The sequence below is a fragment of the uncultured Thiohalocapsa sp. genome, assembly GCF_913063425.1.
Lineage (GTDB): Bacteria > Pseudomonadota > Gammaproteobacteria > Chromatiales > Chromatiaceae > Thiohalocapsa.
The window spans coordinates 107,516-131,747 of record NZ_CAJXYK010000011.1 but is presented as its reverse complement, the minus strand read 5'-3'; the positions used below and the strand labels follow the sequence as shown (position 1 = coordinate 131,747).

General features: G+C 67.6%; 18 protein-coding genes. 8 read left to right on the top strand and 10 right to left on the bottom strand.

Annotated features, from left to right (window positions below):
- Positions 1-3,002, top strand: a 3,002-nt coding sequence (locus tag QZ607_RS08575; RefSeq protein WP_295881877.1) for a hypothetical protein, incomplete at its 5' end; no start/stop codon positions are given.
- Positions 2,999-9,271 carry a tetratricopeptide repeat protein gene (locus QZ607_RS08570; protein ID WP_295881875.1) on the top strand — a complete coding sequence of 2,091 codons (6,273 nt, stop codon included), beginning with the start codon at positions 2,999-3,001 and terminating at the stop codon, positions 9,269-9,271. The genes QZ607_RS08575 and QZ607_RS08570, both read left to right, overlap by 4 nt.
- A gap of 133 nt (positions 9,272-9,404) precedes the next feature.
- Here the strand turns inward: QZ607_RS08570 and QZ607_RS08565 are convergent, their stop codons facing one another.
- The 3 genes from QZ607_RS08565 to QZ607_RS08555 form a co-directional block, all read right to left on the bottom strand.
- Entirely contained in the window at positions 9,405-9,719 is a 315-nt protein-coding gene (locus QZ607_RS08565) for a DUF433 domain-containing protein (protein WP_295881873.1), read from the bottom strand.
- A 407-nt stretch (positions 9,720-10,126) separates the two neighbouring features.
- Entirely contained in the window at positions 10,127-10,783 is a 657-nt protein-coding gene (locus QZ607_RS08560) for a hypothetical protein (protein ID WP_295881871.1), read from the bottom strand.
- A 294-nt stretch (positions 10,784-11,077) separates the two neighbouring features.
- Entirely contained in the window at positions 11,078-12,094 is a 1,017-nt protein-coding gene (locus tag QZ607_RS08555; protein ID WP_295881869.1) for an SGNH/GDSL hydrolase family protein, read from the bottom strand.
- 869 nt (positions 12,095-12,963) lie between these two features.
- On the opposite strand from QZ607_RS08555, the gene idi reads away from it, so the two are divergent.
- The gene (idi, locus tag QZ607_RS08550) at positions 12,964-13,557 is read left to right on the top strand and encodes an isopentenyl-diphosphate Delta-isomerase (RefSeq protein WP_295881867.1); all 594 of its coding nucleotides are present in this window, start codon (positions 12,964-12,966) and stop codon (positions 13,555-13,557) included.
- An 84-nt stretch (positions 13,558-13,641) separates the two neighbouring features.
- Positions 13,642-14,136 carry an SCP2 sterol-binding domain-containing protein gene (locus QZ607_RS08545; RefSeq protein ID WP_295881866.1) on the top strand — a complete coding sequence of 165 codons (495 nt, stop codon included), beginning with the start codon at positions 13,642-13,644 and terminating at the stop codon, positions 14,134-14,136.
- A 177-nt stretch (positions 14,137-14,313) separates the two neighbouring features.
- Here QZ607_RS08545 and QZ607_RS08540 read toward each other — a convergent pair whose 3' ends face one another.
- The 3 genes from QZ607_RS08540 to QZ607_RS08530 all read right to left on the bottom strand — a co-directional run bounded on the left by QZ607_RS08540 (position 14,314) and on the right by QZ607_RS08530 (position 17,331).
- Complete coding sequence (locus tag QZ607_RS08540) at positions 14,314-15,225, bottom strand: U32 family peptidase (protein WP_295881865.1); 912 nt, start codon at positions 15,223-15,225, stop codon at positions 14,314-14,316.
- A 20-nt stretch (positions 15,226-15,245) separates the two neighbouring features.
- Positions 15,246-16,241: a peptidase U32 family protein gene (locus QZ607_RS08535; RefSeq protein ID WP_295881863.1), complete on the bottom strand. Its 996-nt coding sequence runs from the start codon at positions 16,239-16,241 to the stop codon at positions 15,246-15,248.
- A 157-nt stretch (positions 16,242-16,398) separates the two neighbouring features.
- The gene (locus QZ607_RS08530; RefSeq protein WP_295881862.1) at positions 16,399-17,331 is read right to left on the bottom strand and encodes a TIGR01212 family radical SAM protein; all 933 of its coding nucleotides are present in this window, start codon (positions 17,329-17,331) and stop codon (positions 16,399-16,401) included.
- A 254-nt stretch (positions 17,332-17,585) separates the two neighbouring features.
- On the opposite strand from QZ607_RS08530, the gene QZ607_RS08525 reads away from it, so the two are divergent.
- Positions 17,586-18,014 carry a secondary thiamine-phosphate synthase enzyme YjbQ gene (locus tag QZ607_RS08525; protein ID WP_295881861.1) on the top strand — a complete coding sequence of 143 codons (429 nt, stop codon included), beginning with the start codon at positions 17,586-17,588 and terminating at the stop codon, positions 18,012-18,014.
- A gap of 3 nt (positions 18,015-18,017) precedes the next feature.
- The gene (locus QZ607_RS08520) at positions 18,018-19,310 is read left to right on the top strand and encodes a RuBisCO large subunit C-terminal-like domain-containing protein (RefSeq protein WP_295881859.1); all 1,293 of its coding nucleotides are present in this window, start codon (positions 18,018-18,020) and stop codon (positions 19,308-19,310) included.
- A gap of 84 nt (positions 19,311-19,394) precedes the next feature.
- On the opposite strand, the gene QZ607_RS08515 is transcribed toward QZ607_RS08520, so the two are convergent.
- Both QZ607_RS08515 and QZ607_RS08510 read right to left on the bottom strand, forming a co-directional pair.
- Entirely contained in the window at positions 19,395-19,793 is a 399-nt protein-coding gene (locus tag QZ607_RS08515; protein ID WP_295881858.1) for a type II toxin-antitoxin system VapC family toxin, read from the bottom strand.
- Positions 19,793-20,095, bottom strand: a complete 303-nt coding sequence (locus tag QZ607_RS08510; protein ID WP_295881857.1) for a type II toxin-antitoxin system VapB family antitoxin — start codon at positions 20,093-20,095, stop codon at positions 19,793-19,795. The genes QZ607_RS08515 and QZ607_RS08510 overlap by 1 nt, the downstream gene beginning before the upstream one ends.
- 15 nt (positions 20,096-20,110) lie before the next feature.
- On the opposite strand from QZ607_RS08510, the gene QZ607_RS08505 reads away from it, so the two are divergent.
- Positions 20,111-20,290 carry a hypothetical protein gene (locus QZ607_RS08505; protein ID WP_295881855.1) on the top strand — a complete coding sequence of 60 codons (180 nt, stop codon included), beginning with the start codon at positions 20,111-20,113 and terminating at the stop codon, positions 20,288-20,290.
- Positions 20,291-20,489: 199 nt separating this feature from the next.
- Here the strand turns inward: QZ607_RS08505 and QZ607_RS08500 are convergent, their stop codons facing one another.
- Together QZ607_RS08500 and QZ607_RS08495 are read right to left on the bottom strand one after the other, a co-directional pair.
- Positions 20,490-21,332, bottom strand: coding sequence for an N-formylglutamate amidohydrolase (locus QZ607_RS08500; RefSeq protein WP_295881854.1), 843 nt, complete (start codon positions 21,330-21,332; stop codon positions 20,490-20,492).
- Positions 21,329-22,132, bottom strand: coding sequence for a transglutaminase family protein (locus tag QZ607_RS08495; protein ID WP_295881852.1), 804 nt, complete (start codon positions 22,130-22,132; stop codon positions 21,329-21,331). The genes QZ607_RS08500 and QZ607_RS08495 overlap by 4 nt, the downstream gene beginning before the upstream one ends.
- 1,046 nt (positions 22,133-23,178) lie before the next feature.
- Here QZ607_RS08495 and QZ607_RS08490 point away from each other — a divergent pair.
- Positions 23,179-23,838, top strand: coding sequence for a PEP-CTERM sorting domain-containing protein (locus QZ607_RS08490; protein ID WP_295881850.1), 660 nt, complete (start codon positions 23,179-23,181; stop codon positions 23,836-23,838).
- Positions 23,839-24,232 lie beyond the last annotated feature (394 nt).

The following is a 24,232-nucleotide window of genomic DNA, read 5'->3' as shown; positions in this document are numbered from 1 at the left end:
CCGCGCTGCCCCTGCTCGGCCTGTTCGACCGCCCCGCCGCGCCGGCGCTGCTCGACGCCCTGCGCCAGGCCCCGCCCATCCCCGGGCTCACCGAGCCGCTGCAGGGCCTGGACGCGGACACCTGGACCCTCACGCTCGCCAACCTCGCCGACGCCGGCCTCATCGAGCGGCGCGACCCCGACGGGGCAACGGCCCCCGACGCCGGCACCGAGCCGGATCCCGGCACCGACGCCATCGCCACCGGCGACCCCGCCGCCACCCCGGTGGACGCCCACCCGCTGATCCGCGAGCACCTGGGCGCGACGCTGCGCGAGCAGGCCCCCGACGCCTGGCGCGAGGGCCACCGGCGGCTCTACGAGCGGCTCAAGACCGACACCCCCCACCATCCGGACGGGCTGTCCGGGCTCCAGCCCCTGTACCAGGCCGTCGCCCACGGCTGCCAGTCGGGGCAGTGGCAGGATGCCTTCTACCAGGTCTATGTCGACCGCATCCTGCGCGGGACGGGGCACGACGGCTCCTACAGCTGGAAAAAGCTCGGCGCCTTTGGTGCCAACCTGAGCGCGCTGGCCCACCTGTTCGCCGAGCCCTGGCGGCGCCCGGTTCCGGCCCTGAGCGCGCCCGCCCAGGCCTGGCTGCTCAACGAGGCGGGCTTCTGCCTGCGCGCCCTGGGCCGACTCGCGGAGGCCCTGGAGCCGATGCGGGCCGGGGCGGAGATGGCCGTCGAGCAACAGGATTGGATAAACGCCGCTATCAACTACAACAACCTCAGCGAGCTGCAGCTCGCGCTGGGCCGCATCCATGCGGCGGTGGCCGACGCCCGCCGCGCGGTGGACCATGCCGATCGCAGCGGCGATGCCTTCCTGCGCATGGCCAGGCGCACCACGCTGGCGGACGCCCTGCACCAGCAGGGCGAGGCCGCCGCGGCCCGTGCCGCCTTCGCCGAGGCCGAGGCGATGCAGGCCGAGCGGCAGCCCGAGTACCCGCTGCTCTACTCGCTCCGGGGCTTCCGCTATTGCGACCTGCTGCTGGCCCCGGCCGAGCGGGCCGCCTGGTCCGGCCCCGGCGCCGAGCCGCGGGCCGGCGGCGGGGACGGCAGCTCGGGCGACAGCGGGGCCCGGGAGCGCGATGGCGCCGGGGATGGCGCCCAGGGTGAGCATGGCGCGGGGCCGGTCGCGGTCTGCGCCGAGGTCTCGCGGCGGGCGGGGCAGACGCTGGAGTGGGCCGAACAGAACCAAGCACCGCTGCTCGACTTCGGTCTTGATCACCTCACCCTCGCCCGCTGCGCCCTGTACGCCGACCGCCTCCAGGGCCGCCCGCCCGGCCCCGAGGCTCGATACCGGGCCGAGCGCGCCCTCGACCGCCTGCGCGCCGCCGGCCGAGAGGACTACATCCCCCACGGCCTCCTCACCCGCGCCCGCATCCGCCACGCCCTGGGCGACCCCGCCGGCGCCGACGCCGACCTCTGCGAGGCCGAGCGCATCGCCGAGCGCGGCGCCATGGCCCTGCACCGGGCCGACTGCGCCCTGACCCGCGCCCGCCTGTTCCAGGACCCCGCCGCCCTCGCCCTGGCCCGCCGCCTGATCGAGCAACACGGCTACCGCCGCCGCCTGCCGGAGCTCGAGGACGCCGAGGCCGCGGCACGCCGCTGGCCCGAGCGCAAGCCCGCAACAACAGCCTCCGAAGCTGCGACCAATACGACAGGCACGACGGGCGCGACTGGCTCCCACGCTCCAGCGTGGGAGCACGGGCAGACGCTCCAGCGTCCCGGGGCACGGCACAATGCGCCGCTGGAGCGGCGCCCAGACACTCCCACGCTGGAGCGTGGGAGCGAGGAGCGGGTGGAGCGCGCGGCGCCGGAGCCCGAACCGACACCGACCGCACCGGAGCCCACCCCGATGCCCATCACCGAACTCCCCGACCACCGCCTCGGCCTGCTCCCCATCGCCGGCTGCGACGCCCCCGACCGCGCGCTGGACCTGGTGCTGGTCCACGGCCTGGGCGGCGACGCCTTCACCACCTGGATGTCAGACCCCGAGCAACCGGAGACCTTCTGGCCCAACTGGCTCGCCGCCGACCGCCCGCGGCTCGGCATCTGGACCCTGGGCTATGCCGCGGACGCCTCCGGCTGGCGGGCCGAGTCCATGCCGCTGGCCGACCGCGGCACCCAGGTGCTCGACCAGCTCGCCAGCGACGGCCTCGGCGAGCGGCCGCTGGTCTTCGTCACCCACAGCCTGGGCGGCATCGTCGCCAAGCAGGTGCTGCGCCATGCGGGCAGCTACGGCGTGCCGCGCTGGCGGCACATCGCCGAGCAGACCCGCGGCATCGCCTTCATCGCCACGCCCCACAGCGGCGCCAACCTGGCCAGCTTTGCGCAGTTCGCGAGCGCCGTGTTCCGCACCAACGAGCAGGTCAAGGAGCTCGCCGCCCACGACCCGCGGCTGCGGGAGCTGCACAGCTGGTTCCGCGCCTTCTACACCGAACAGGACCTGATCTGCCGCACCTGGTGCGAGCGCCGCGAGGTGCGCCCGAACATCCCGCTGCTCGGCATCAAGCTCACCAAGGGCCTGCTCGTGGTCGACGCCACCAGCACCGAGCCCGGTCTCTCGGGCGAGGTCGCCGTGCCGCTGGACGAGGACCACATCTCCATCTGCAAGCCCGCGTCCCGCGACGCCCAGCTCTACAAGTCCCTGCTGCGCTGGGTGGACGAGTGCGTTGCCGCGGGGGCGAGCCGAGACGTCGACTCCATGCCCTCCACCGGCGTTTCGGACAGCAAGCAACGCGGCTCGCAGGAGTCGGAGGACAGCACCATGAGTGCGGAAGCAGTCGACGAACCGGACCATTCGGCGGCACCGCATGGTCTCGCCATCGCACGTTGGCGCGAGAAGTTGGCCCTCCTGCTGGAACAGGAGGCGCTCGCCGCTGACCCTGCCCAACGCTTCCAGCTCAAGCAGCAGATCGGGGAGTGTCGCACCAAGCTGCGGGAGTTGGGGGACGGCCAGTGACCGAGGAGGCACGGCAGCGTTGGCAACGCAAACTGGACTATCTGCTGGCAGAGGAGGCGACCGCATCCAACGCATCGCAGAAATTCGAGCTTCAGGAGCAGATCGCCGAGTGCCGAGCCAAGCTGGATAAGCTGGATGCCGAGGATCGACGCCGCCCAGCAGCCGGCACCGCCGCGGCATCCTCCGCAGCCATTGCTCCAGACGCCATTGGCGACGTGACAGCAGTCGAGGCCCTCATCCAAGCAGCGAGGAAGGAAGGGCTTGTACTACGAGCAGAGCCCCTAACCGCAGCTGGGGCGACCCAACTGTCACCCGCCGATGCCGCAGACTCGACACCGCTGCCCGACTCGGTGCTGACGGATTTCGCCTCGCGCCAGGTCGCAGACAACTTCGCCGGCATTCGCGAACGCTACCTCAACGGCGATCGCAGGTCGGCTAGCGAAGCGCTCGACGCGTTGCTGAAGGACGAGGCGTGGCAGCACCTCGCGGCGCCGTTGCGCGGTCGCCTGCTCCGCACCGCCGCACTGTATCGACTGGATTTTCGACAAGATCAGGCAGGCGCCGCCGCGCTAGCTGAACGTGCCAAGCGAGAGGACCCGAGCGGTGATGACCAAGCGCTCACGGCCCATCTGGCGATTCGCCGCGGCGACAAGTATTCCGCACTCGACATCCTGGGCGTCCCGCACTCGCGGGAAGCACGGCATCTCAAGGCCGCGATGCTGATCGACCGCGGCAACGGCGAGGCGGCACTGGGCTTGCTGGCCGAACCCGGTGCGACAGTCGATGATGCGGAACCCGCTGCCGCGAGCCAAACCGATCCCGTCGACGCCGACGGCAATACCGCGGAGACCTGGCGGCTGCGCGGCCTTGCTCATCTGGCGCTCAAGCAGCTCCCGGAGGCGCTGGAAGCCATCGAGGCCGCCCGTGCGCTGGCGCCGGATCGGGCCTCGGTGCGCAGCACGACAGCGGTCATCGATTTCTGGCGGGCCTGCACGCCCGCCGCATTGACGCTCGCCGAGCAGCCCCTTTGGCCGATGCCCTTCGCACGCGAGCTCGTGCCCGCGGACTCCGGCGGGCGCCTCGCCGAAATCGAGCAGCGATTCGCGGAGATTGCCGAGGCAATGCCGCTGGGTTCCGACGAACAAGGGCATTGGCTGACCTGGCGCTTGATCGCCTTGCTGGTCGCCAGCTACCAACAAGAAACGGCGACAGAGCTGACCGACCGTCTGATCGGTGACGATGGCCCACCCCACATCTGGCCGCTCGCTTGGGCTTGGTTCTATCGAATGGACATGGATACAGCGCGGCTCAAGCAGCGGCTCAAGTCGATCCCGGACGATGATCCGAACTACATCCCTTTCACCGAGCTCTATGTGGATCTGCGCCTGCAAGACGACGACTTCGAGGCGCTGCTGACCGAGCTGGACGAGATCGAGCCGAAGGTCGCGGCGCTCGGCCACCCGCTGATACCCCACCACTGGCGGGCGGTCACCCTCTCCAGCGCAGGCCGTATCGACGAGGCGCTGGCCATCGCGGACGGCATGGAAGACGAGCGGCAGCGCCTGCGACTGCGCTTACTGATCGCCCGTGACCAGGAAGCCGACAGGCCCGGAAGCCACAAAGAGGCCGCCGCCGCGCTGTTCGCGGTGGAGCCGAGCATCGCCGTGCTCGCCGAGGCTTGCGACGTCCACGCGGCAGCGGGGGACTGGCCCTTCGTCACCGCCCATGCGGATGCATTGCTTGAGGCGATCCCGACACCCCGTGTCCTCAGGCTGCTGGCCATCGCAGCCTTCAATCAGGGCGAGTACCGCCGATGCATGGTCGCACTGGATGAGCACCGCGATGTCCATGTCGACGGTCGACTGCCGCGGGACCTGAAGTTGTTGCGGGTACGCTGCCAGCGCATGCTCGGTGATGTCTCGCAGGCGGTTCGGGATGCCCGGCTGCTGTATGAGCAGAACCCGTCGGCAGAGCACCTGGTGGAGCTGTTGAACCTCCAGGTTGAAGCGGCTGATCGCACCGGCATGCTGGATTCACTGCGCGGGCTCCTGGGCATCGAGTCATCCAACGGCGACCACCTGCTCCAGGCAGCGCGGATTGCAGTCCAGCTGGATCGGGAACTGGCGGCTGCGCTGTGGCGCAAGGGGGTTGAGTTGGGGTCTGACGAGGCGAGCTTTCCTGCCTTGGCCGCAACGGTGGGCAGCAACCTCGGCTTGCCCGACGAAGAGACCGGCCCTTGGTTTCGTCGCATGGCGGAGCTCGCGGAAGCCGGGAAAGGCGGGAGCTGGACGTCGCACATCTCAGATCTGCCGGATATGCTGCGCAAACAGCGCACCGCGGAAACCCGGATCTGGGAGCTGTACGGACAGGGCGATCTGCCCGTTCACGGCCTGTGCGACCACCTTGGCCTGACCCTGACCGCGCATCACCATGAGACACCGGCCCAGAACCGCACGGGTCCAGATCCGTTGGTGCAGCATTGGATCCCGATCCGGCATGGAGCGCGACCGATGCGACAACTCGCATCACACCGCGATCGGGACTGCAGACTGATCCTGGACCTCACCGCACTCGTGACCGCCCACAGCCTAGGCCTGCTCGATTTGGTCGAGCGCGCGTTCGCGCCACTGTGGATTCCCGCGCAGTGGCATCTCCTACTACTCAATGAGATCGAGCGCCTGCGACCGAACCAACCACGACGGTCGGCGGCTGCTGACCAGGTCGCGCGACTGATCCGTTCCCGGGGTATTCAGCTGGCGGACCTGACCGAAGGGCCGACGCCAGCCGATGACATCTCTGCACTCCTCGGCGAGCGCCAAGCGCAGGAGCTGGCGCTGATGGACTCCATGGATGGGTACCTGCTCACCTATCTGCCCCTGCATGGTCCTGATCTGAGGCATTGGGAAGCGGTCGATCTGCCCGAGCGCTGGCAGCGCGTTGTGCTAGGCCCGCGCGCCTTACTTGATCGGCTGTTTGAACAGGACGCAATCGACTCGGAGGATCACAGACGCGGCCTTGCGGCCTTTCCCCCGGAGCCGGCAAGCCCGGATGCGACTCTGAAAAGGGGCACCCCTGTCCTTGCGTCAACGACCCTGCTGGAACAGCTCGCCGATAAGGATTTGCTGACCTCTGTCTGCACGTTCCTGCGGCTGTTCGTGCCACAGCACGAATGGGACCTTGAGAAAGAACGGGTAGCGCAGCAGGCAAGGGCCGCAGTTTTGATCCAATGGATCGAGGCGCTGATTGATCGAGTGGCCGAGGGCCAGCGGTCGGAGCGGTACCGATTGGTACCGACCATGCCAGCGGAGGACGAGGGCACGGGGCAGTACATTGCCTGTCTTGAGGGTTTGCTCAAACGCGAGGGACAAACCGGGGACCTTCTTTGGACCGACGATCGTCACCTGAATGGATATCCCGCCACGGGTCAAACGCTCATCATCGGCGTCGCCGAGGTGCTCGACCTCCTGGTCGGAAGGGGCAGGCTGAGTCACGCGCAACGCTTCGACTATCTGCATCGGCTGCGGGCCTCGAACTACCGGTTCATCCCCCTTGAGGCGGAGGAGATCCTGCATTGGCTGAAGCGCTCGCAGCCGCGTGCGGGCAAACTCCAGGTACCGGAGCCGCTGCTGACGCTTGCGCGCTACTGGGCAGCCTGCCTGGCGGAGACTGGGGGGCTCCGGTTCAGAAACGATCCGCGCCACGCCGTCGGCGAAAGCCCCTTCTTCGTCTCATCGCAGTCCGCCGTTGCGACAGCGATGAGGCAGGTCTGGGAAGATCGTGATGCTGGCGAGCGGATTCGGGACCTGCGCGCGAATTGGCTGCTCGACAACCTGTATCTAGGCGTTGCAGACGTCGCACACCTGTTGCCAGAAGAGACGTCCGATGCGGATATGAGCCGCGTCGGTACGGATATCGCGTCGCTGGTGGTCGCAGCGCTCCCTATGCTCATCCCCGAGGCAAAGGACGGCAAGCGGGCTGTAAAACGACGCCGTTCGAATGCAACGAGCTATATGAGCTGGATCTGCCAGCGGATCATTGAGCCGCGCTTGTTGGCCGACGCCGCCGCCGTCGAGATCGCCGCCGGTCAACTCAGCAGCGCCATCCTGGCCATATTCGGGGAGGATGATCCCGAGCTCTTGAGTGTCATCGGCTCGCACCTGCTGAAACTCGTGCCGGCCCTGCCCCGTAGCCTGCGACAAGCGCTGCACAAGGATCAGTCGTTCATGCAGCAGCTCGGTCTGGCGGAGGTGTCCGTGGTCGAGGTCGAAAAGCGGAAATTCGCCAGGTCCGAACTGTTGGGCGCTGTCGAAGCGGCCATTGCCGGCGAGGAGCCCGAGATCATCGACCTGACTCGGCGCCGAGCAGTCCAAATCCGCAATGCGACGGAGCCGGGATCGTCCCGCCCAATCGTTGACCTGATCGATGAACAGGGTCATTCCCTGGGGAAGCACTATTTTCCGTACACAGAACTGCTGTCCAGTTCCCGAGCGCTCAGGGTACAGGCGCTTCGCGAGAACCCGGCCTGGTGGGACGGGGCATCGATGGATTGCGAGTCCGTGGAGCGCGAGTTGGGCGCTGTCAGTGCCGCCGATGAGCGAATTCGCCGGGTAGCAAGCTTGTCTGCGTCGTCGGCGGACCAGCATTACGCGGAGCTCACGGAGGAATGGTGGCAGGACAAGAGGCTCAAAATCGACCGCTGCTTCCCGCCGGCGTTGTCAGCCGTGCTGACCTTCGTTCGCTGTAATGACAGCTGCGCCGCCGGCCCCATCGCCGAGCGATGCTGGGAGAACCTGGTCCGGACCGTGCCAGCGGAACGCGGCCTCGGCGAGTGCCTACGCCGAATCACGCTCCTGCCCTGCCCGCTGCCGGCGGACGTCCATCGGTGCGTAGCTACGCTCGACGTAGCTGAGCGGCGCGAGGTTCTGCAAGGCGCTGCGCGGGAAATGTTCCATCCGATCGGGCACTTGCACCTGATCGATCTGCTACTGGCCAATGCGGACTCCCTACCCGAGGCACTGTCCCTCGTCCAGGAACAGATTGGGCATTTGTCCAAGCCGGAGTTTGCGTCAGAGCTTGACCTCGTGCGCACCCTGGTCGACCTGTCCTACCGCGCCTTCCAAACCGAGGCCGAACAGGCCGGCATAGAACCGCGCCGTCAGTTGCTGGCCGCCTGGGTTCATGCGGGGCGCGTTGCGGGCATCCTGCTCGCCGGCGGAGCGAGTCCACGACCGCTGGCTGATGACCTGGATGTCTGGGCACCTTTCCCGGTCCACGACCTTTACGCCGACGGTCAAGAACCGACCATGGACCTCGCCTGGCCGGTACAGGTTCAAGTCGCAGATATCGTATTTGCGGGTCTGGGCACGATACTGGGTCGGCACCCGGATCTTGTTCCCAAGCTCGATCTGTCCGTGCTTGCGGACCGCCTAGGTTCCCTGGAGTCCGGCGCACCCGATCCGATCGAAGACGTATACCTGCTGCGCGATCCGGCGCTGCTGGCGGACAGCCTGGCCTGCCTTTGGGGCGGCGACCGGTCCGTTGCTTTGACCCCGCTCATTGGCCCGGAAAAGGCACAGAGTTTCGCTCCGGCAACCTTCTCAGATCGCGTTGACGCATGTATCGAACGACTGGCTGCTGAACCAGAACACGCGGAAACCTGGCAAACGCTGTTCTTGACCACGTTCCACGGTACGCTGGCTCAGGAGACCGCTGAACGCCTGGGTCAGGTCTTCGAGCAGATGGACTTGGGCGCGGTTATCGCGTCCGACCCTCAATTGTTGACCCCGCTGATGGAGTTTGCGGTTCGTTACAGGACTGATCGCGACTCGGTCGTCAACCTGATCTACAGCTGGGCGAATGACTTCGACGACAGAGGCGTGCCGACGACGGAGATCGCCGAATGGCTCGGCGCCGAGGCGACAACGGAGCTCAGCGAACGAATCATCGCCTGGGTACATCGCCTAGCAATCAGACACCCTGGCGGCACGGATGAAGAGTTTGCCCGATTGCTGGCGGGACTGATCCGGCCCTCTGCGCGGTTGGCATCGGCGCTGCGCGACCCTCTGCTGAGTATCACACGTCGGCTGCCGTTTTCCCGGCACCGGGCATTGCATGCGACATTGATCGCGGCGCGAGCCCGGTCAGAGTTGCCAAGTGCCGAAAAATCGCCGCCAGGACCGCCAGGCACGGGTGGCAGCGAGACCTCAGCTCACAAGAAGGTCGGCCTACGGGCGGGGCGGAGAAGGCGCCGAAAGCGAGCGTACCGATGAGCAAATGGCGTAGATATGCGACGCTATCGCCCCGATGAATACCGTACCCGCGACGCTCTGGATATCGGCACCGCGTCGGCGCACGCCCCAAATGACGGACTTGGGGATATGCTCGTCGGCGTAGAACCGGACCTCAGCCATCCTCCGCAGCAGCGAGCTTCCGAGACAACAATGAGGGCGTGCGCCGCTTCATCGCCGCGACGAAGGCGTCGCGATCCGCGATGGTCTGCTCGATCTCGTCCCGATGATCAAAGTAGTAGGCCAACGCCGCGTGGACCTCCGCGAGCGTCAGGTCCAACTCGGTGGCAATCTCGTCAACAGCGCGTCCGAGATACTCGTGCTGAAAGGCGACGTCCCGAACCTTGACGCGGCGCCCCTCGATATGCGGCTGTCCGCCCGCCGTTCCCGGGCTGATCGCGATATGTGGCGGTGCTGGGGTGTCAGGCATCTTCTGTTGCTCTTGGGAGACACCGAATTATTGGGCATCCTGCCCAAGAATCGGACGGAACCGGAAAACGCCGTTTCCCGGCTCCTTCATTTTCAAGCGCTTAGGCGCTTGAAAATGGCGGGCCGTCCTGGCCCGCACGGGAAACGCCGATAAATCGGCGTTTCCCTTGGTGAGCCCCGAGGCTGGGCGCTCACATGGCTTGCAGCCCCGGCTGGGGCCAACTTCAGGCAGGTTACCAGAATAGCCTGACTTGGCGCCGGATCGCGCGAACAGCCCGACCTCGGCGCCCACCAACAACTCGTCTACTGGAACCGAGGGCCTGCACTGACGACGGTCGTCCTCGGTGCCGGAAGCCCGGCCCTCCAGACAACACCCTGAGCCGCAGTGCGCTCCACCCGCCGCTTCAGCTAACCGGGAAGGCGGCCCTGGTCCTGGCCCTGGCCAGACAGCGTCGCGGCCCGGCGCAAGCCGATGCCGACGACCCCCAGCGCGAGCAGCGCGGCGGTGGCCGGCACCGGCGCATCGCTCGTTGTGGCCGCGGCGCCGACATAGAAGTTGTCCAGCGCCGGATAGCAGGACGTTGAAGCGCAGGCTTGTGTGTCAATGCTGAGCCCGGCAAGGGGCACAGTGCTCGTGAAGCCGCTGAAGGTGGACACCCCCGGATTCAGCAGGCTGTCCGAGCCGCCGCCGTTGAAGTCCAGGGTGATGGTCCCGGTGAAGACATTCCCATTGATATTCGTTGGAAAGAAGAATCCGCCCACCGCCGTGACGGGGGCCCCGGTAAAGGTGATCTCGATGGTTGGCCCGGCGGTGAAGGTCGTCAGTGCGGGATTGTCAGCGTTCCCGGTGACGTTCGCGAAGAAGAGATCATCCGAGGACGCTTCCGCCGAATAGGCATAGCCGTTCTCGGGGCCGCCGGTGACAATGCTCGTTTGGCCGGATTCGCCATCGAAATCGTCGAAGAGATAGCTGCTCTCGATGGCGGCGAGAAAGCTCGCCTGGTCTGTGTATTCCATCAGCATGGCCTGGGCCGCAGACGGAAGTGCAGTCAGGGCCGCCAGCATGACGGCCCTGCGCAGGCGTGAGGGTTGGCTGTGCATTGTTGGCGTCTCCGCGTGGGGTGTTCTGGGTCGTTGGTCGCCGCCGGGGCACGCCCTGTGCCGCCACAGCACACGACCCCCATTGAACCCTGAAGCAGCGCCCGAGACCGCCAACCAGCGCGCAAAACGCCGAGCTGCGGGGTCATCGCGCGTTCGCAGAGGCCGTTACCGGTGCCTGCCCATGGCCCGCACCGCTTCTCTCGCCGCAGCAGTGCCGGCATCGGTCCGGCGCAGCCGCCCCGACGACCGTCGCCAACCTCAAGCCGTCGGAGCGCCGCGACGGCGCCAGGCGATGAGCACGAGACCCGCCGGCAGCAGCAACAGCGGCGCCGGCGCCGGCACGGCGTTCAGGAAGTCCTCGGCGAGGATGCCGTGGATGGTGCTCGATGGGTGCACGTTATCGTAGAAGGCATAGGTCGAAGGCTCTGGGCACAGGGTGACGGGCTCGCTGATGAGGGTGTCGACGAAGTAGCCGTCGAGGCAGGGATCGGTGACATTGATGAGCCCGTAACGCCCGGGGTCGCCCAGCACCTCGCCGAGCCGGTCGAAGGTGTCCGTCCGCCAGAGACGCAGATCGTCCACGCCCGCGAAGGCGTCCAGCGCTGTATCGAGTGCGTCGTCCAACGCCTGGTTGTAGGCCTGCGCCCAGGCGCCGAGCGCAGCCGACGTACCCGGGCTCACCGCGTCCAGAGCCAGGGCTTCCGGCGTCAGCCCGATGTTGGAGACCGTGGGCACCAACAGATTGCGGGCGCCCGCCATGATCAGGCTCACGATGCCGCCGGTGACATCGCCGACGGATTGCGTGAGCAGGTCCAGGGCGTCCGCTGTGCCCGACACGGCGGATACCGTGGCGATGTCCCGCGCATCATTGCCGCCCATCAAGACGCTGTAGAGGGCGAAGGGGTCGGCCACGCCCCCGGTGTTGGTGAAATAGAAGCCCAACTGACCGAGAAAGCTGCCTGCGGAGGGATTGCTCGCGGATGGCGTGCCAACGGGCGGCGGCAGGCGAAAGCCGCCCAGGTCGGTCATGTCGGTGCTGTCGTAGCGCGAGCGCGCGCCCCCGACGGCATAGTTGGTGCCGCCCGCGAGGCTCGGGGTCAGGCTGCCCGGCAGGTTCAGCGCCTGCCACATCAGCTCGCCGTAGGTGGCAGCGTCCGTGTAATGGCCCAGGTTCGGATAGTAGACGGGGTTGGGCACGGTCCCGCCTGTGGCGAGGTAGACGTTGCCGGTGTCCGTCAGGCTGTCGCCGAATAACAGCAAGTCGCTGTACGGCATGCGGCCAGCAAGCGCTTGCTGGGACCAGAAAAAGACGCAAATCAGAACTAGGGCAACGCGCAGACGCATGTGTGGGTCTCCTTGAGAGTCGATTGGGAAGAAGCGCGATCGGAAAGCCTCACGGACCACGGCGATCCACCCGAGCGCGGATGCCGCGCGGCGGCGCGGCCGCGACGCTGTCGCGTTGCGCGCGGATTCGGCGACAAAATACGGGCATCGCGGGCGCGGCGCGCGCGTCGGCAGCACGACGGGTACTTGGCACCAGTCTTGCTCATGGCGATTCACCCATGCTGGCGCCAATACGATCCCTGTCTGCCCGTCCCTCGGATGGCGTGACTCGTGCCAGAGGATCGCGCCGCGGCACAGCCTTGCGACGCACTGTGTACCCTCATCACCGGCTCGCGCGGCGTGTCAGCTTTCTTTACAGTTGACGTGCAGGCATGGCAGGCAGCGCGCTCCGCGCATTCGGGCACCTCCATTCGAGCAGCGAGATATCCCGACAGAACAGCGTCCTGCACGCGGTTCTGCATATCCCTGACAGGCTGGACCCAACAACGGTCCGCAAATTGCTTAACATCCTGACGCCGCAGTTGCGTCCCGCTGCCAGGGCCAGCCTGCCCCACCCACCAGCGTCAAGCGGGCAGCAACTGCAGGTCGCAAGCGTCACGCGACGTGTGTCGGCATGGTCATTTGCGCATCGTCAAGTTAAATTGACGCTTGTTGTGTCAACCTCTTTTGTCGGCCGCTGACTGGCTGATATGGTCCGTCGCCGCCCGGAACCCCTTCGGCCGGCAGCCGACGAAGACAGACGGACCAGCATCCGCAGGCCGACGCACCGCTGAGCGGTCCAAACCCGCAGGAGATCGCAGTTGAGCAAGCACAAGACCGTATCCTTCGACAATGAGCCGCTGATCCTCGTGGATGGCGAGGACAACGTCACCGGCTACGAGACCAAGGTCAATGCCCACCTCGGCGACGGTCTGCTGCACCGGGCCTTCTCGATCTTCCTGTTCACCGAGAACGACGAGGTCCTGTTGCAGCAGCGCAGCGGCAAGAAGCCGCTCTGGCCCCTGTACTGGTCCAACAGTTGCTGCAGCCATCCCCGCCGCGGCGAGACCTACGAGCAGGCGGTGCATCGGCGCCTGCGCGAAGAGCTGGCCGTGGACGCAGACCTCAAATTCCTGTACCGCTTCCAATACCAGGCCCTGTTCGGCGACTCTGGGGCCGAGCGCGAGCTGTGCTCGGTGTTCGTCGGTAAGGTCCCGGCGCCGGTGCGCATCGACGTCAATCCAAGCGAGATCGCCGCCTGGCGCTGGATGCCCAGCGCCGATGTGGACCGGCTGATTGCCGAAGCGCCGGACCGCGTGACGCCCTGGTTCGTCATGGAGTGGCAGCGCCTGCGCAACGAGTTCCGCGCCGAGATCGACGCGCTGCGCCCGCGCGGCATGATCTCCGCCGCCTGATCCCGGCTCGTGCCGCCGCAGCGGCACGACCCAGTGCAGTTTCGCCGCCAGCGCCTGACACCGCGCGCCCCGCCGAGCTTCGCCATGACCGCACGCACCGACACCTCCCACGCCCCACGGCTGCCGTCCCTGCTCACCCTCCCGCTCGGGCTCATCCCGGGCCGGCTCAACAGCGCCGTGCTGGCGCGCATCCTGAACCGCGTCTTCAAGCCCGAGCTGGGCGAGGGCGAGCTCGACTTCCTGGACCACAAGGTCATGCGCATCAGTGTCGAGGACGCCCGGCTCGACTACCGGCTGACCCTGCGCCAGGGCCGCCTGGAAGCCGCGCCGCCGGGCGCGCGGGATGACTTGAGCATCGAGGGCAACACCTTCGAGTTTCTGCTGCTCGCCACCCGCCGCGAGGACCCGGATACCCTCTTCTTCAACCGCCGGCTGCGGCTCGGCGGCGACACGGAGCTCGGGCTCTACGCCAAGAACCTGCTGGACAGCATCGAGCTGGAAGGCCGCGTCGGCCCGCTGCTGGATGTGATGAATCGGGCCACGGAGCTGCTGAGCCGCTTCGGCACCCAGCGCGCCTGAGCCGGAGCTCGGGGTTCAATTGACCCTTCCCCCATCTGGCCCCCGCCGCTGAGGGCGACCCCGAGTTAAGGTTACCGTCCTCGCATTTGTCGGGTTACCGCCCCAAGTCCGGAAAGGTACCGCCACGGCGCGCGCATCAGGCCGAATTCAGTATACCGTCCCCATGATTTGAAGAGGTCAGGCGGCGGCGAGCGCATCCATGCCGGCGGCGCCGTGCCAGTAGCCGTCGCAGGGGCCGGTGGGCATGAGCGGCGTGAGCGCAGCGGCGGCTGCGGCTGGCTCAAGCTCGCCCGTCAGGGTGCGATGGAAGACCTCGAGCACCTTACCGGTGTGCTGCGACTGCGGGCTCACCCGCAGGATGTCCACGCCGAGCCCGCGCAGGTCGGCGAGCACCGGCAGCAGATTCATGCTGCGCGCGGACTGGGTCTGGATGCCGTTCAGGGCCAGGAAGCGATTGTCGTCCTGGGTGTCCACCACCATGCCGTCCGGGTGGTCGAGGCAGGCGTCGCGGCAGTCGTCCTTGGGCAGGTCGCGCGCGCGGGCCGTAAAGCAGCGCGCCGAGTACGCGAGCGGCAGCCGGCCGTAGGCGAAGACCTCGGTTTCCACGCCCGCGGGGCGGGTGCGCTGCATCGCCGCCAGGCTGTCCCGCGTCAGCTCCACCGGCAGCACCCAGCGTCTGCAGCCGTCGGCGGCGAGCAGCGCCAGCGTGCGGTCGTTGTAGACGTTGACACTGTGGCCCACGGCAAAGGGCCGCCCGCGCAGCAGCTGGACGGCGCCGAGGTCATTGGCCTCCACCAGATAGTCGTCCTGGGCGCAGAGGGCACGCAGCCGCTTGAGCTCGGATTCCGCCTCCAGCAGCGCCAGGGTGGACAGCACCACCTCCTTGCCCGCGGCCGTGAGCCGCTCGGCGATCTGAAGCCAATCCTCATGGCGCACCTGGTTGCGCTTGGCGCAGATGGTCTCGCCGAGATAGACGATCTCCGCCGGGCTGTCGGCGACCATGGCGTAGAAGTCGTCCACCTGGGCCTTGGGCCAGTAGTACGGGATGGGGCCGAGGGACAGGCGGGGTGTAGGGGACGTATCGGTCATGTCGGGGCGCCCTCCAGCGCTCATTGCCAGGGCCGGTGGTAAGGGCCGAGCGTGGTCTGCGCCCCCTCGGAGACCTTCGCCAGCTCCGCGGTCCACTCGGGCCTTGGGGCAAAGTGCGACGGGTCCTTGGCGAAGGCATCCAGCGCCTCGCGCCACACCCGCGTCACCTGCTTGACGTAGACGGGGCTGCGCTGGCGCCCCTCGATTTTCACCGCGGCGACGCCGGCGGCGGCGAGCTGCGGCAGCAGCTCCATGGCGTTCAGGCTCACCGGGTCTTCGATGGCATGGTAGGTCTGGCCTTCGGCGCGGTAGGTGCCCTTGCACAGGGTGGGATAGCCGACGTTCTCGCCCTTCGGATGGCGCTGGATCAGCACGCCGCCCAGGCGCGTGTCGAGCCCGGTGTCGGTCTCGATCCACTCCACATGGCTCGCCGGCGAGCAGGCACCGTAGGTGTTGGGCGAGCGCCCGGTGGCATAGGACGACAGGATGCAGCGCCCCTCCACCATCACGCACAGGCTGCCGAAGCCGAACACCTCGATCTCCACCGGGCTCTGCGCGATGACGTGCTCGACCTGGGACATGGACAGCACCCGCGGCAACACCGCGCGCTTGATGCCGAAGTGCTCGTGATAGAACCGCAGCGACTCGTAGTTGGTGGCCGACGCCTGCACCGAGAGGTGCAGATTGAGCTTGGGCTGGCGGCGCGCGGCATAGTCCAGCACGCCGATGTCGGCACAGATGAGGGCATCGACCCCCAGGTCGGCCGCTTGATCCACCGCCTGCTCGAAGCGCTGGAAGCCGTCTGGGCGCGGATAGGTGTTCATGGCGATGAACACCCGCTTGCCGTGGGACTTGGCATAGCGGATGCCGTCGGCGAGCTTGCTCGCCGTGAAGTTGAGCCCGGCGAAGTGCCGCGCGTTGGTGTCGTCACGGAAGCCCGTGTAGACGGCATCGGCGCCGTTGTCGACGGCGGCCTTCAGCGACGGCAGGTTGCCGGCGGGGCAGACGAGCTCCATAGGGTGCCTTCTCGGGTTGGGTTCTGGGTGGATGCGCTGTTACGGGTCTTGGCCGCGATGCCGGTCGCTGCGGTTGTAAGAAGTACGGAGTGCGGAGTACGTGGGTGCCCCAGGCAAGGCACGGGCGTCGACCCGTAGCTCGTACTCCGTACTCTATTCAAGCCGCAATCCGCTCCCCGGCGCGCGCGCCCTGTGTGGTGCCGCGGCGGCGCAGCTCCGTCTCGATGCCGTTCAGCACGGCCCATTTCTTCGCACACCAGTCGGGGGCGAGCAGGATGTCGCGGCTCGCGGTACCGGTGACGCGGTGGTAGGTGATGTCCGCAGGCGTGTGCTCGATGAGGTCGCAGGCGATGGCGATGTAGTCGTCCATGGGCAGCGGGCGGTAGCCGCCGGCGCGCCAGTCCTTGGCGAGCAGCGTGTGGCGCACCACGTGCAGCGGATGCAGCTTGAGCCCGTCCGTGCCCAGCGCCAGCACCCGCTCGAGGCTCGTGAGCGCCTCCAAGCGCCCCTCCCCGGGCAGGCCGACGATGAGATGCGTGCAGACCGGCAGGCCGCGCCCGCGTGCACCGCGCACCGCCCGGCGATACTCGGCGAAGCCATGGCCGCGGTTGACCCGCGCCAGGGTTGCATCGAAGGCCGACTGCAGCCCCAGCTCCAGCCAAACCTCGTGGCCGTCGTCGCGCAGCTCGCAGAGCAGGTCCAGCACCGCATCCGGCACGCAGTCCGGCCGCGTGCCGACGGAGAGGCCGATGACATCCGGCTCCGCCAGCGCAGCACGGTAGAGCGCACCCAGGCGCGCCACATCGCCGTAGGTGTTGGTGTACGCCTGGAAGTAGGCCAGGTAGCGCTCGGCCCCGGTGCGCCGGCGGATCACCCGCCGGCCTGCGGCGATCTGCGCCGCCACGTCGGGCAGCGCCCGCGCGTTCGGGCTGAAGGAGACGTTGTTGCAGAAGGTGCAGCCGCCGCGGCCCTTGGCCCCGTCACGGTTCGGGCAGCTGAAGCCCGCGTGGATGGCGACCTTGTGCACGCGGCGCCCATGCCGGCGGAGCAGGTCTTGGCCGAAGGTGTTGACGAGGTCGGACAGCGGCATCGGTCGGCGGGCGTCAGCGCATCGGGAGTGGACGGCGACAGCCATCCGACAAACGCTGCACGATCCCACACGCGTGGTACGGGCTCATTGATGGCGGTCAAACCGGAGCAGACGCGCCGCCAGCGGACAGCACGCTTCGCACGCCATCCATCCAAGTCGAGCCCCCAGCGCCCGTCGCTTGACCCAAGCCGTCGCCCTGCCCCGGCAGCTCCAGTATGCTGCTGTCCAAGCCAGACCCGCCGCAGATCCCGCCCATGCAAGCCTGCATCGACCGTATCGAGCTCACCACCACCGCGCCCATCCAGCTCCTCGACATCACCGCGCAGGTGCGCGAGCGGGTGCAGGCGAGCGGCCTGCGGCACGGACTGGTGACGCTCATCTCCAACCACACCACCGCACGGGTAAACCTCAACGAGCACGAAGAGCGGCTGCAGCAGGACATGATCACCTTCCTGAAGCGCCTGGTGCCGCGCGACGGCGACTACGGCCACAACATCGCCCCGGTGGATGACCGCGACAACGCCCACGCCCACCTGCTCGGGCTCTTCGCCAACGCCTCCGAGAGCATCCCGGTGGCGGACGGCGAGCTGCTGCTCGGGGCGTGGCAGTCGGTGTTCTTCATCGAGCTGGACGGGCCGCGGCCACGACGGCAGGTGACGGTGCAGCTGCTGGGGGAGGTCTGAGCCATGCGCGATGCCGACATCGACGGCTTCTACGCCGAGCCCGCACAGCTGGACGCCGATGCCCACCTACTGCTCGACTACCGCATCGAGTGCACCGGGGACCCGCGCGCCGCGGCGGCCCACCTGGCCAGCGAGCAGTCCACCGCCCAGTGGCAGCGGGTGGGTGTGGACGAGGACTATCGGCCCCGCTTCGCGGCCAAGGTCGTGGACCTGGAGGTCGAGACGACCCTGTCCGGCACCAGTTACCCGCTCGACCCACCCGTCATCGCGCCGGTCAGCGTCTGCCGGGTGCGCATCGCCCATCCGCACGCCAACTTCGGCCCGCGCCTCCCGAACATGCTCTCCGCCGTGCTCGGCGAGGGCGCCTTCTTCGCGCCCGGCATCCCGGTGGTGAAGCTCCTGGACATCGAGTTTCCGGACGCCTTCCTCGCCCACTTCGACGGGCCGCAGTATGGGCTCCATGGCCTGCGCGAGCGCTGGCAGATCCATGACCGGCCCTTCTTCTTCGGTGTCATCAAGCCGAACATCGGACTGGCGCCGGCGCCCTTCGCCGAGCTCGGCCTCGCCGCCTGGCGCGGCGGGCTCGACATCGCCAAGGACGACGAGATGTTGGCGGACCCGGACTGGTCCCCCATCGCCGAGCGCTCGCGGCTGCTCGGCGCCGCGCGGCAGCAGGCCGAGCAGGAGACGGGCGTACCCAAGGTCTATCTCGCCAACATCACCGACGAGGTCGAACGGCTGGTGGCGCTGCACGACACCGTGGTGGCCAACGGCGCCAACGCCGTCATGGTCAACGCCCTGCCGGTGGGCCTGAGCGGTGTGCGCATGCTGCGCCGGCATGCCCGGGTCCCGCTGGTGGCGCACTTCCCGGTCATCGCCGCCATGAGCCGGCTGCCGTACTTCGGCGTGCACACGCGGGTGCTCACCAAGCTGCAGCGGCTCGCGGGGTTCGACGTCATCATCATGCCCGGCTTCGGCCCGCGCATGATGACCGCCGAGGACGAGGTGCTGGAGTGCATCGCCGCCTGCACCGAGCCCATGGGGCCGATCAAGCCCGCACTGCCGGTGCCGGGCGGCAGCGACTCCGCGGCGACGCTCACCGGCGTGCACGAGCAGATCGGCAGCCCGGACTTCGGCTTTGTCCCGGGCCGCGGCGTGTTCAGCCATCCGCGCGGACCCACCGGCGGGGCAGCGAGCCTGCGGCAGGCTTGGGAGGCCATCGCCGCCGGGGTGCCGGTGGCGGAGCACGCCAGGCAGCATCCTGAGCTGGCCGCGGCGTTGGAGGCGTTCGGCTGACGGCTGGCGCACTTGGATGCCTGCTGACCGCGGTCCGCAGGTGTCCGAAACAGCGGGTCTGGCCAGTTCGGCTTCTGCGCCGACTCAATGCACCGGCACCGCGGCGATGACGTCAGTCAGCGGGAAGTCTTCGCCCTTGAACAGGAGGGGCTCCTCTCGCACGACTGCGAGGGCATAGGCAAAGCAGTCGCCGAAGTTGAGCCCCGCCGCGTGGCGACCCTTGCCGAAGCGCCGGAAGGCTTCGCACGCGGCGAGGGCTTGCGCCGGATCGACGCTCACCGTCTCGACCTGCGCGGTCCGCAGGAAGAGGTCGAGCTCGCGGATGCCCTCTGCGCCATAGCGACTCTCGACCACGATGGAGATCTCGACGAGATTCGCCGCCGACAACAGACGGTTCGGCGCCTGCTCGATGGCCTCGTTGAACCGGTGCCGCTCCGGCTCATCCTGCAGGATGGCCACGAGTGCCGACGTATCGATGACCATCAGTTCGGCAGGCCGTCGTCGTCGTAGTCCAGAATCGCCTCCGCGGAACGCCCATCCCGGACCGGCAGCGCGGCGACGCGGACCGCGATGGCGTCCAGACGATCCGCCAGGCGGGTGCCGGAGCGCTCCCGCTGAACGCGTTGCAATCGCTCACGCAGCGCCTGCGTCACGGCCGCGGTCTTGGTCTCACCGGTGAGCTCAGCCAACTGCTCGGCGAGTCGATCCGTCTCGGGATTGCGAATGTTCAAGGCCATCGGGGCGATCCGTGTAGCCGTGTTGATGGCAGTGTAGGCATCACGCATGATCGGTGCAACGCCATGGCGATCGGCGCCCTCGACCAGTATTTCCGCCAGCGGATCACCCAGGACATCCGCCGCCGCGTCACGGCGTGCTTCGTGGCGGTGACTCCCGAGAAGGACATTGCGGGCGACTACACCCTTGCCTCCGCCAGCCCGGTCCTGGCGGAGCCGCAGCTCCGCCCCCGGTGCATCGGCTGACCGCAGCCAGCGAAGAAGCTGCCCTGTCGGCGGCTTACGCCGCAGAAAATGGTGGGCCGTCCTGGCCCGCACGGGAAACGCCGAGCAATCAGCGTTTCCGGCAGCGCGACACTGGACGCTGGATGATGCTCGCCCCCAGCGCGCGAGCTGCCGCCTTGGTGCGTTGCCATTGGCCGGGCTGGCGGCCTTCCGCAGCGGGTCAGCAGGGGCGACCCGCGGGCTCGTCACCCAACGGATGCCCGCACAGCTGCGGGATCTCGCCCTCGATGAGACGATAGGCAGCCGCGAGGCGTGCTGCCCAGGCGGCGGCACCCGCCGGCGTCCGGAGCTCGTCCTGGCGGATCTCGATCATCACCGCCGGCAAGCCACGCGCGCCGCCGTGGGCGGGGATGGTGTAGTCGATGTCGGCCTCGATGGGATAGGGCGCATTGTCACCGAGCGCAAAGGTCCCGAGCCGGCCCAGGGCGCCCAGCAGCAGGTCCGCGAGCCGCCGGTCGCGCCAATGCGAGATGCCGATCTGCCAGGGGCGCTGCCGGCCGTTCAGCACTGACGAGAAGCTGTGGACGCTGATCAGCGCAGTCGGTTGCCGTGAGCGCGCGTCCAGCAGCTCGGCAATGGCGGCGTGATACGGGCGGAACAGCGCCTCGACGCGGCGCGCGCGCGCCGCCGGCGACAGCCGCCGGTTGCCGGGAATGGCCACGCCGGCACTGCGCTCGGCCATGGAGTCCGCATGTCCAAGCGGACGGTTGCAGTCGATGACCAGCCGGGAGTAGCCGCTGAGCAGCAACGGCGCATCCAGCTCGGCCGCGAGATGGCGCGCCACCTCGGCCGCACCGGGGTCCCAGGCGATGTGCTCTTGCAGCCTGCCGGGCTCGAGGCCAAGGGCGCCGAGCCGTGCCGGGATGCGATTCGACGCATGATCGCAGACCAGCACCGCGTGGGTGCCGCCCGCTGGGTTGACGCGCTCGAGCGCGGGCGGCTCATCGGGCCTGAGTAGAGTGCGCGGACCCAGCTCCGGCTCACCGCCACACCGGCCGTTCATACCTGATACGTCCACACACCGAAGCCCTTCAACAGGTTCGGTCCAAACGCATTACTCAGCGGCACATCGGCCGCATCACGCCCCTGGGCGATCAGGACGCGGCCGACCCGCGGCACGTTGTTGCGTGGATCGAAGGTATGCCAACGCCCGCCCAGATACACCTCGAGCCAGGCGGAGAAGTCCATCGGGTCCGGCGAGGCCGGAATGCCGATGTCCCCCAGGTATCCGGTGCAGTAACGCGCAGGAATGTTCATGCAGCGGCAGAAGGTGATCGCGAGGTGCGTGTAGTCCCGGCACACGCCCACGCGCTCGTGGAAGGCCTCCAGCGCCGTCCGGGTCGCGCGGGCGTGTTGATAGCCGAAGGTGAGATGGCCGTGGACGAAGTCACAGATCGCCTGCACCCGCGGCCAGCCCGGCGGCGTATGCCCGAACAGCCCCCAGGCCGTCTCGGAAAGCCGATCGGTCTCGCAGTAGCGGCTGCCGAGCAGGAACACCAGCGTCTCCTCCGGCAGATTCTCCACCGCATGCTGCAGGGCGCCGGGGCTGACAGCGTCGGGCAGACCGCTGTCGCTGATGAGCGCGTCCGCAAAGACGCGGAAGTCGCCCGGCGGCGCGATCAGTCTGCTGCACCAGTTGCCGAACCCATCCCGATATCCTGAGATCGGGACCACCGGGCTCGTGCTGATGTGGTCCGGGGTGATGAGGTCCGCGGCGCGGCTCCAATGCACCCGCAGCGTCAGAATCATCGGGGTCGGCTGCGGGCACTGGTAGCTGAGGTCATAGCCGATCCGGATGCGCATAGTGGTCTCGCTGCCGCCGCGTCTGTGGCCAAGGAGTCTGGGCAGGGCCACTGGAGCTGGGGACGCGCAGCTGCGCGCGCTCGGATTACGGCCCAAGATCTGGACCGTACCAGGCTTCACCCACACCCGCACTGATCCGGTCATACCGGCACGGCCATCAGGTCTGCCTCTCCCTACACCTGCATAAGGGGCGACACCACCCATTCCCGATGGGGTGCAATGCCGCGCCCGATCACCTTTGCCATCCAGGCCAGCGCGAATGCGCGAAGTCAGCGGCGGGCACCCCTGCAAGCCGGGTCGCCCGACGAGATGCCCGGGCCAAGGGCACAGCAAAGATGTTCAGGCATCCAGCGACCTCTCTCGACAGCCCATCGCCGCGCGCGTCACTGTCCGATCCCTGCGTCCTTCGCCCGAATCGGCGCGCGACCGACGATCTTCCCGCTACCGCTGTTTTGCCGGCTTTACACTTCCAGATCGAGCCCCCGCCATCGCATCCATTCCATAGGGTCCTGATCCATAGCGCCTTTCCCACACCCTTAGGTGCCTCTCTGACGCACTCACCAGGCGCTTCCCCCGATAGGTGCTATTGGATGCCCACCGGCTTTGCCATCAGGGCCTGTCAGCTCTTTGTAAAGGCATGCATACATTAGGATGACGCCCAGTTCGGCGCAGCGCGGCCTTGAACGGGCATTTTGCATTCGAGCGACCGTTCATCGGCATATACCCCATGCCGATCATTGTTCGCTGTCCGACGGCGGCCAAGGCACGGGACTTGCTGCCCACAGGCGATGAGCGCCGAAACGCGTCAAGCTCTCGAGCGGGTCGTCGGCACCGCCGACAGCCGCAACAGAGGAAGCTGTTCGCGCAGCAGTCCGCCGGGAGACACTCGCGAATAACGCTCGCTGCAGCGCTTGAATGCAGCAGGCAACCAGTGCCCGTCTGCACCTGAAGGCGCGCCGGCGCAACCAGTGACCTCGATTTCTTAATAAAACCGCTTGATGAACGCCCGTTCACAGATCCTGGGCAGTCCTTTTCGGAGAAGCATGATGAATAAGCAAACAGTGGCAGCGCTGCTGACCCTCACGGTCGCACTGCCCGCCACAGCGGCTGTCCGCAGCTATGATCCAATCCCCCCGGTAGCCAGCCCTGTCGTCGTGGATCTGCAAGCCACGACCGATATGGACGCGGCGTCAACGGAGTGGTACATCCACGACTTCACCGGCCCCTATGACGTCGCGAACTGGACGATCCTCGCCGAGGGCAACGGTTCCGTGGATACCAGCGGCGCGCCCGACCTGGTCACACTGATCGGCAGTAACTCCGGTACCGGCAACCCCCTGAACGTCGACTTCGTGATCACCGCGATCAGAAACGCCGCCATCGAGTTCGACTGGAGCTACATCACGCAGGACCTCGACGGCCCGGTGTTCGATCCCTTCGGCTACGTGGTCAACGGCGTCTTCACCCGGCTCACCGATAACACAGGGCCAGACAGCCAGAGCGGTCACGGCAAGTTCTACGTCGAAGAAGGCGACATCTTCGGCTTCCGCCAGGCGACAGTGGATGATCTCTTCGGGGGTGCGACGACCGAAATCTCCAATTTCAAGGTTATTCCGGCGCCGGCAAGCGCCATCCTCCTGCTCGCCGGCCTCGGTGCCTTGGCCTTGCGCCGGCGCTCGAAGCTGCATGGACAAGAGCGGCGTTGACCTGGGATTAATCGCAACAAGGCACCGGCCATGGTCCAGGCCAAGCTGTCTGATCGCCGGTGTTTCCTCGCGTGGCGCGACGAGTGTCTGTCGCCGGCTGACAAGAAGGTCTGGTTGGCATGTCATCGCGCGCAATGAGGTTCGGCAAGTATTGCCATAACCTCAGCGGCCTGAGTGCAGCCGAAGCGCGGTATGACGTGAGCATGACCGCGGCGCCTTCGCTACCCCCGCTCTCGTGCGTTTCAGGCCGCGCTCATCCAACGAAGATTCAGCAGGCGCCTGAACACCGCTTGGCGCGTGCCACGCCATTGCTGGTTCAGATGCCCTGCGCAAACGCGCTTGACACGAAGACAGCGCGACGGCTTTTTGCAAAACCAAAGCGGTGGCCTTTGCG

What these genes read in the sequence shown, in the direction of transcription:
- QZ607_RS08565 (WP_295881873.1), bottom strand. Translation starts at nt 9,719, where the DNA reads ATGCCTGACACCCCAGCACCGCCACATATCGCGATCAGCCCGGGAACG.
- QZ607_RS08560 (WP_295881871.1), bottom strand. Translation starts at nt 10,783, where the DNA reads ATGCTGGCGGCCCTGACTGCACTTCCGTCTGCGGCCCAGGCCATGCTG.
- QZ607_RS08555 (WP_295881869.1), bottom strand. Translation starts at nt 12,094, where the DNA reads ATGCCGTACAGCGACTTGCTGTTATTCGGCGACAGCCTGACGGACACC.
- QZ607_RS08545 (WP_295881866.1), top strand. Translation starts at nt 13,642, where the DNA reads ATGACCGCACGCACCGACACCTCCCACGCCCCACGGCTGCCGTCCCTG.
- QZ607_RS08540 (WP_295881865.1), bottom strand. Translation starts at nt 15,225, where the DNA reads ATGACCGATACGTCCCCTACACCCCGCCTGTCCCTCGGCCCCATCCCG.
- QZ607_RS08535 (WP_295881863.1), bottom strand. Translation starts at nt 16,241, where the DNA reads ATGGAGCTCGTCTGCCCCGCCGGCAACCTGCCGTCGCTGAAGGCCGCC.
- QZ607_RS08530 (WP_295881862.1), bottom strand. Translation starts at nt 17,331, where the DNA reads ATGCCGCTGTCCGACCTCGTCAACACCTTCGGCCAAGACCTGCTCCGC.
- QZ607_RS08525 (WP_295881861.1), top strand. Translation starts at nt 17,586, where the DNA reads ATGCAAGCCTGCATCGACCGTATCGAGCTCACCACCACCGCGCCCATC.
- QZ607_RS08520 (WP_295881859.1), top strand. Translation starts at nt 18,018, where the DNA reads ATGCGCGATGCCGACATCGACGGCTTCTACGCCGAGCCCGCACAGCTG.
- QZ607_RS08515 (WP_295881858.1), bottom strand. Translation starts at nt 19,793, where the DNA reads ATGGTCATCGATACGTCGGCACTCGTGGCCATCCTGCAGGATGAGCCG.
- QZ607_RS08510 (WP_295881857.1), bottom strand. Translation starts at nt 20,095, where the DNA reads ATGCGTGATGCCTACACTGCCATCAACACGGCTACACGGATCGCCCCG.
- QZ607_RS08505 (WP_295881855.1), top strand. Translation starts at nt 20,111, where the DNA reads ATGGCGATCGGCGCCCTCGACCAGTATTTCCGCCAGCGGATCACCCAG.
- QZ607_RS08500 (WP_295881854.1), bottom strand. Translation starts at nt 21,332, where the DNA reads ATGAACGGCCGGTGTGGCGGTGAGCCGGAGCTGGGTCCGCGCACTCTA.
- QZ607_RS08495 (WP_295881852.1), bottom strand. Translation starts at nt 22,132, where the DNA reads ATGCGCATCCGGATCGGCTATGACCTCAGCTACCAGTGCCCGCAGCCG.
- QZ607_RS08490 (WP_295881850.1), top strand. Translation starts at nt 23,179, where the DNA reads ATGAATAAGCAAACAGTGGCAGCGCTGCTGACCCTCACGGTCGCACTG.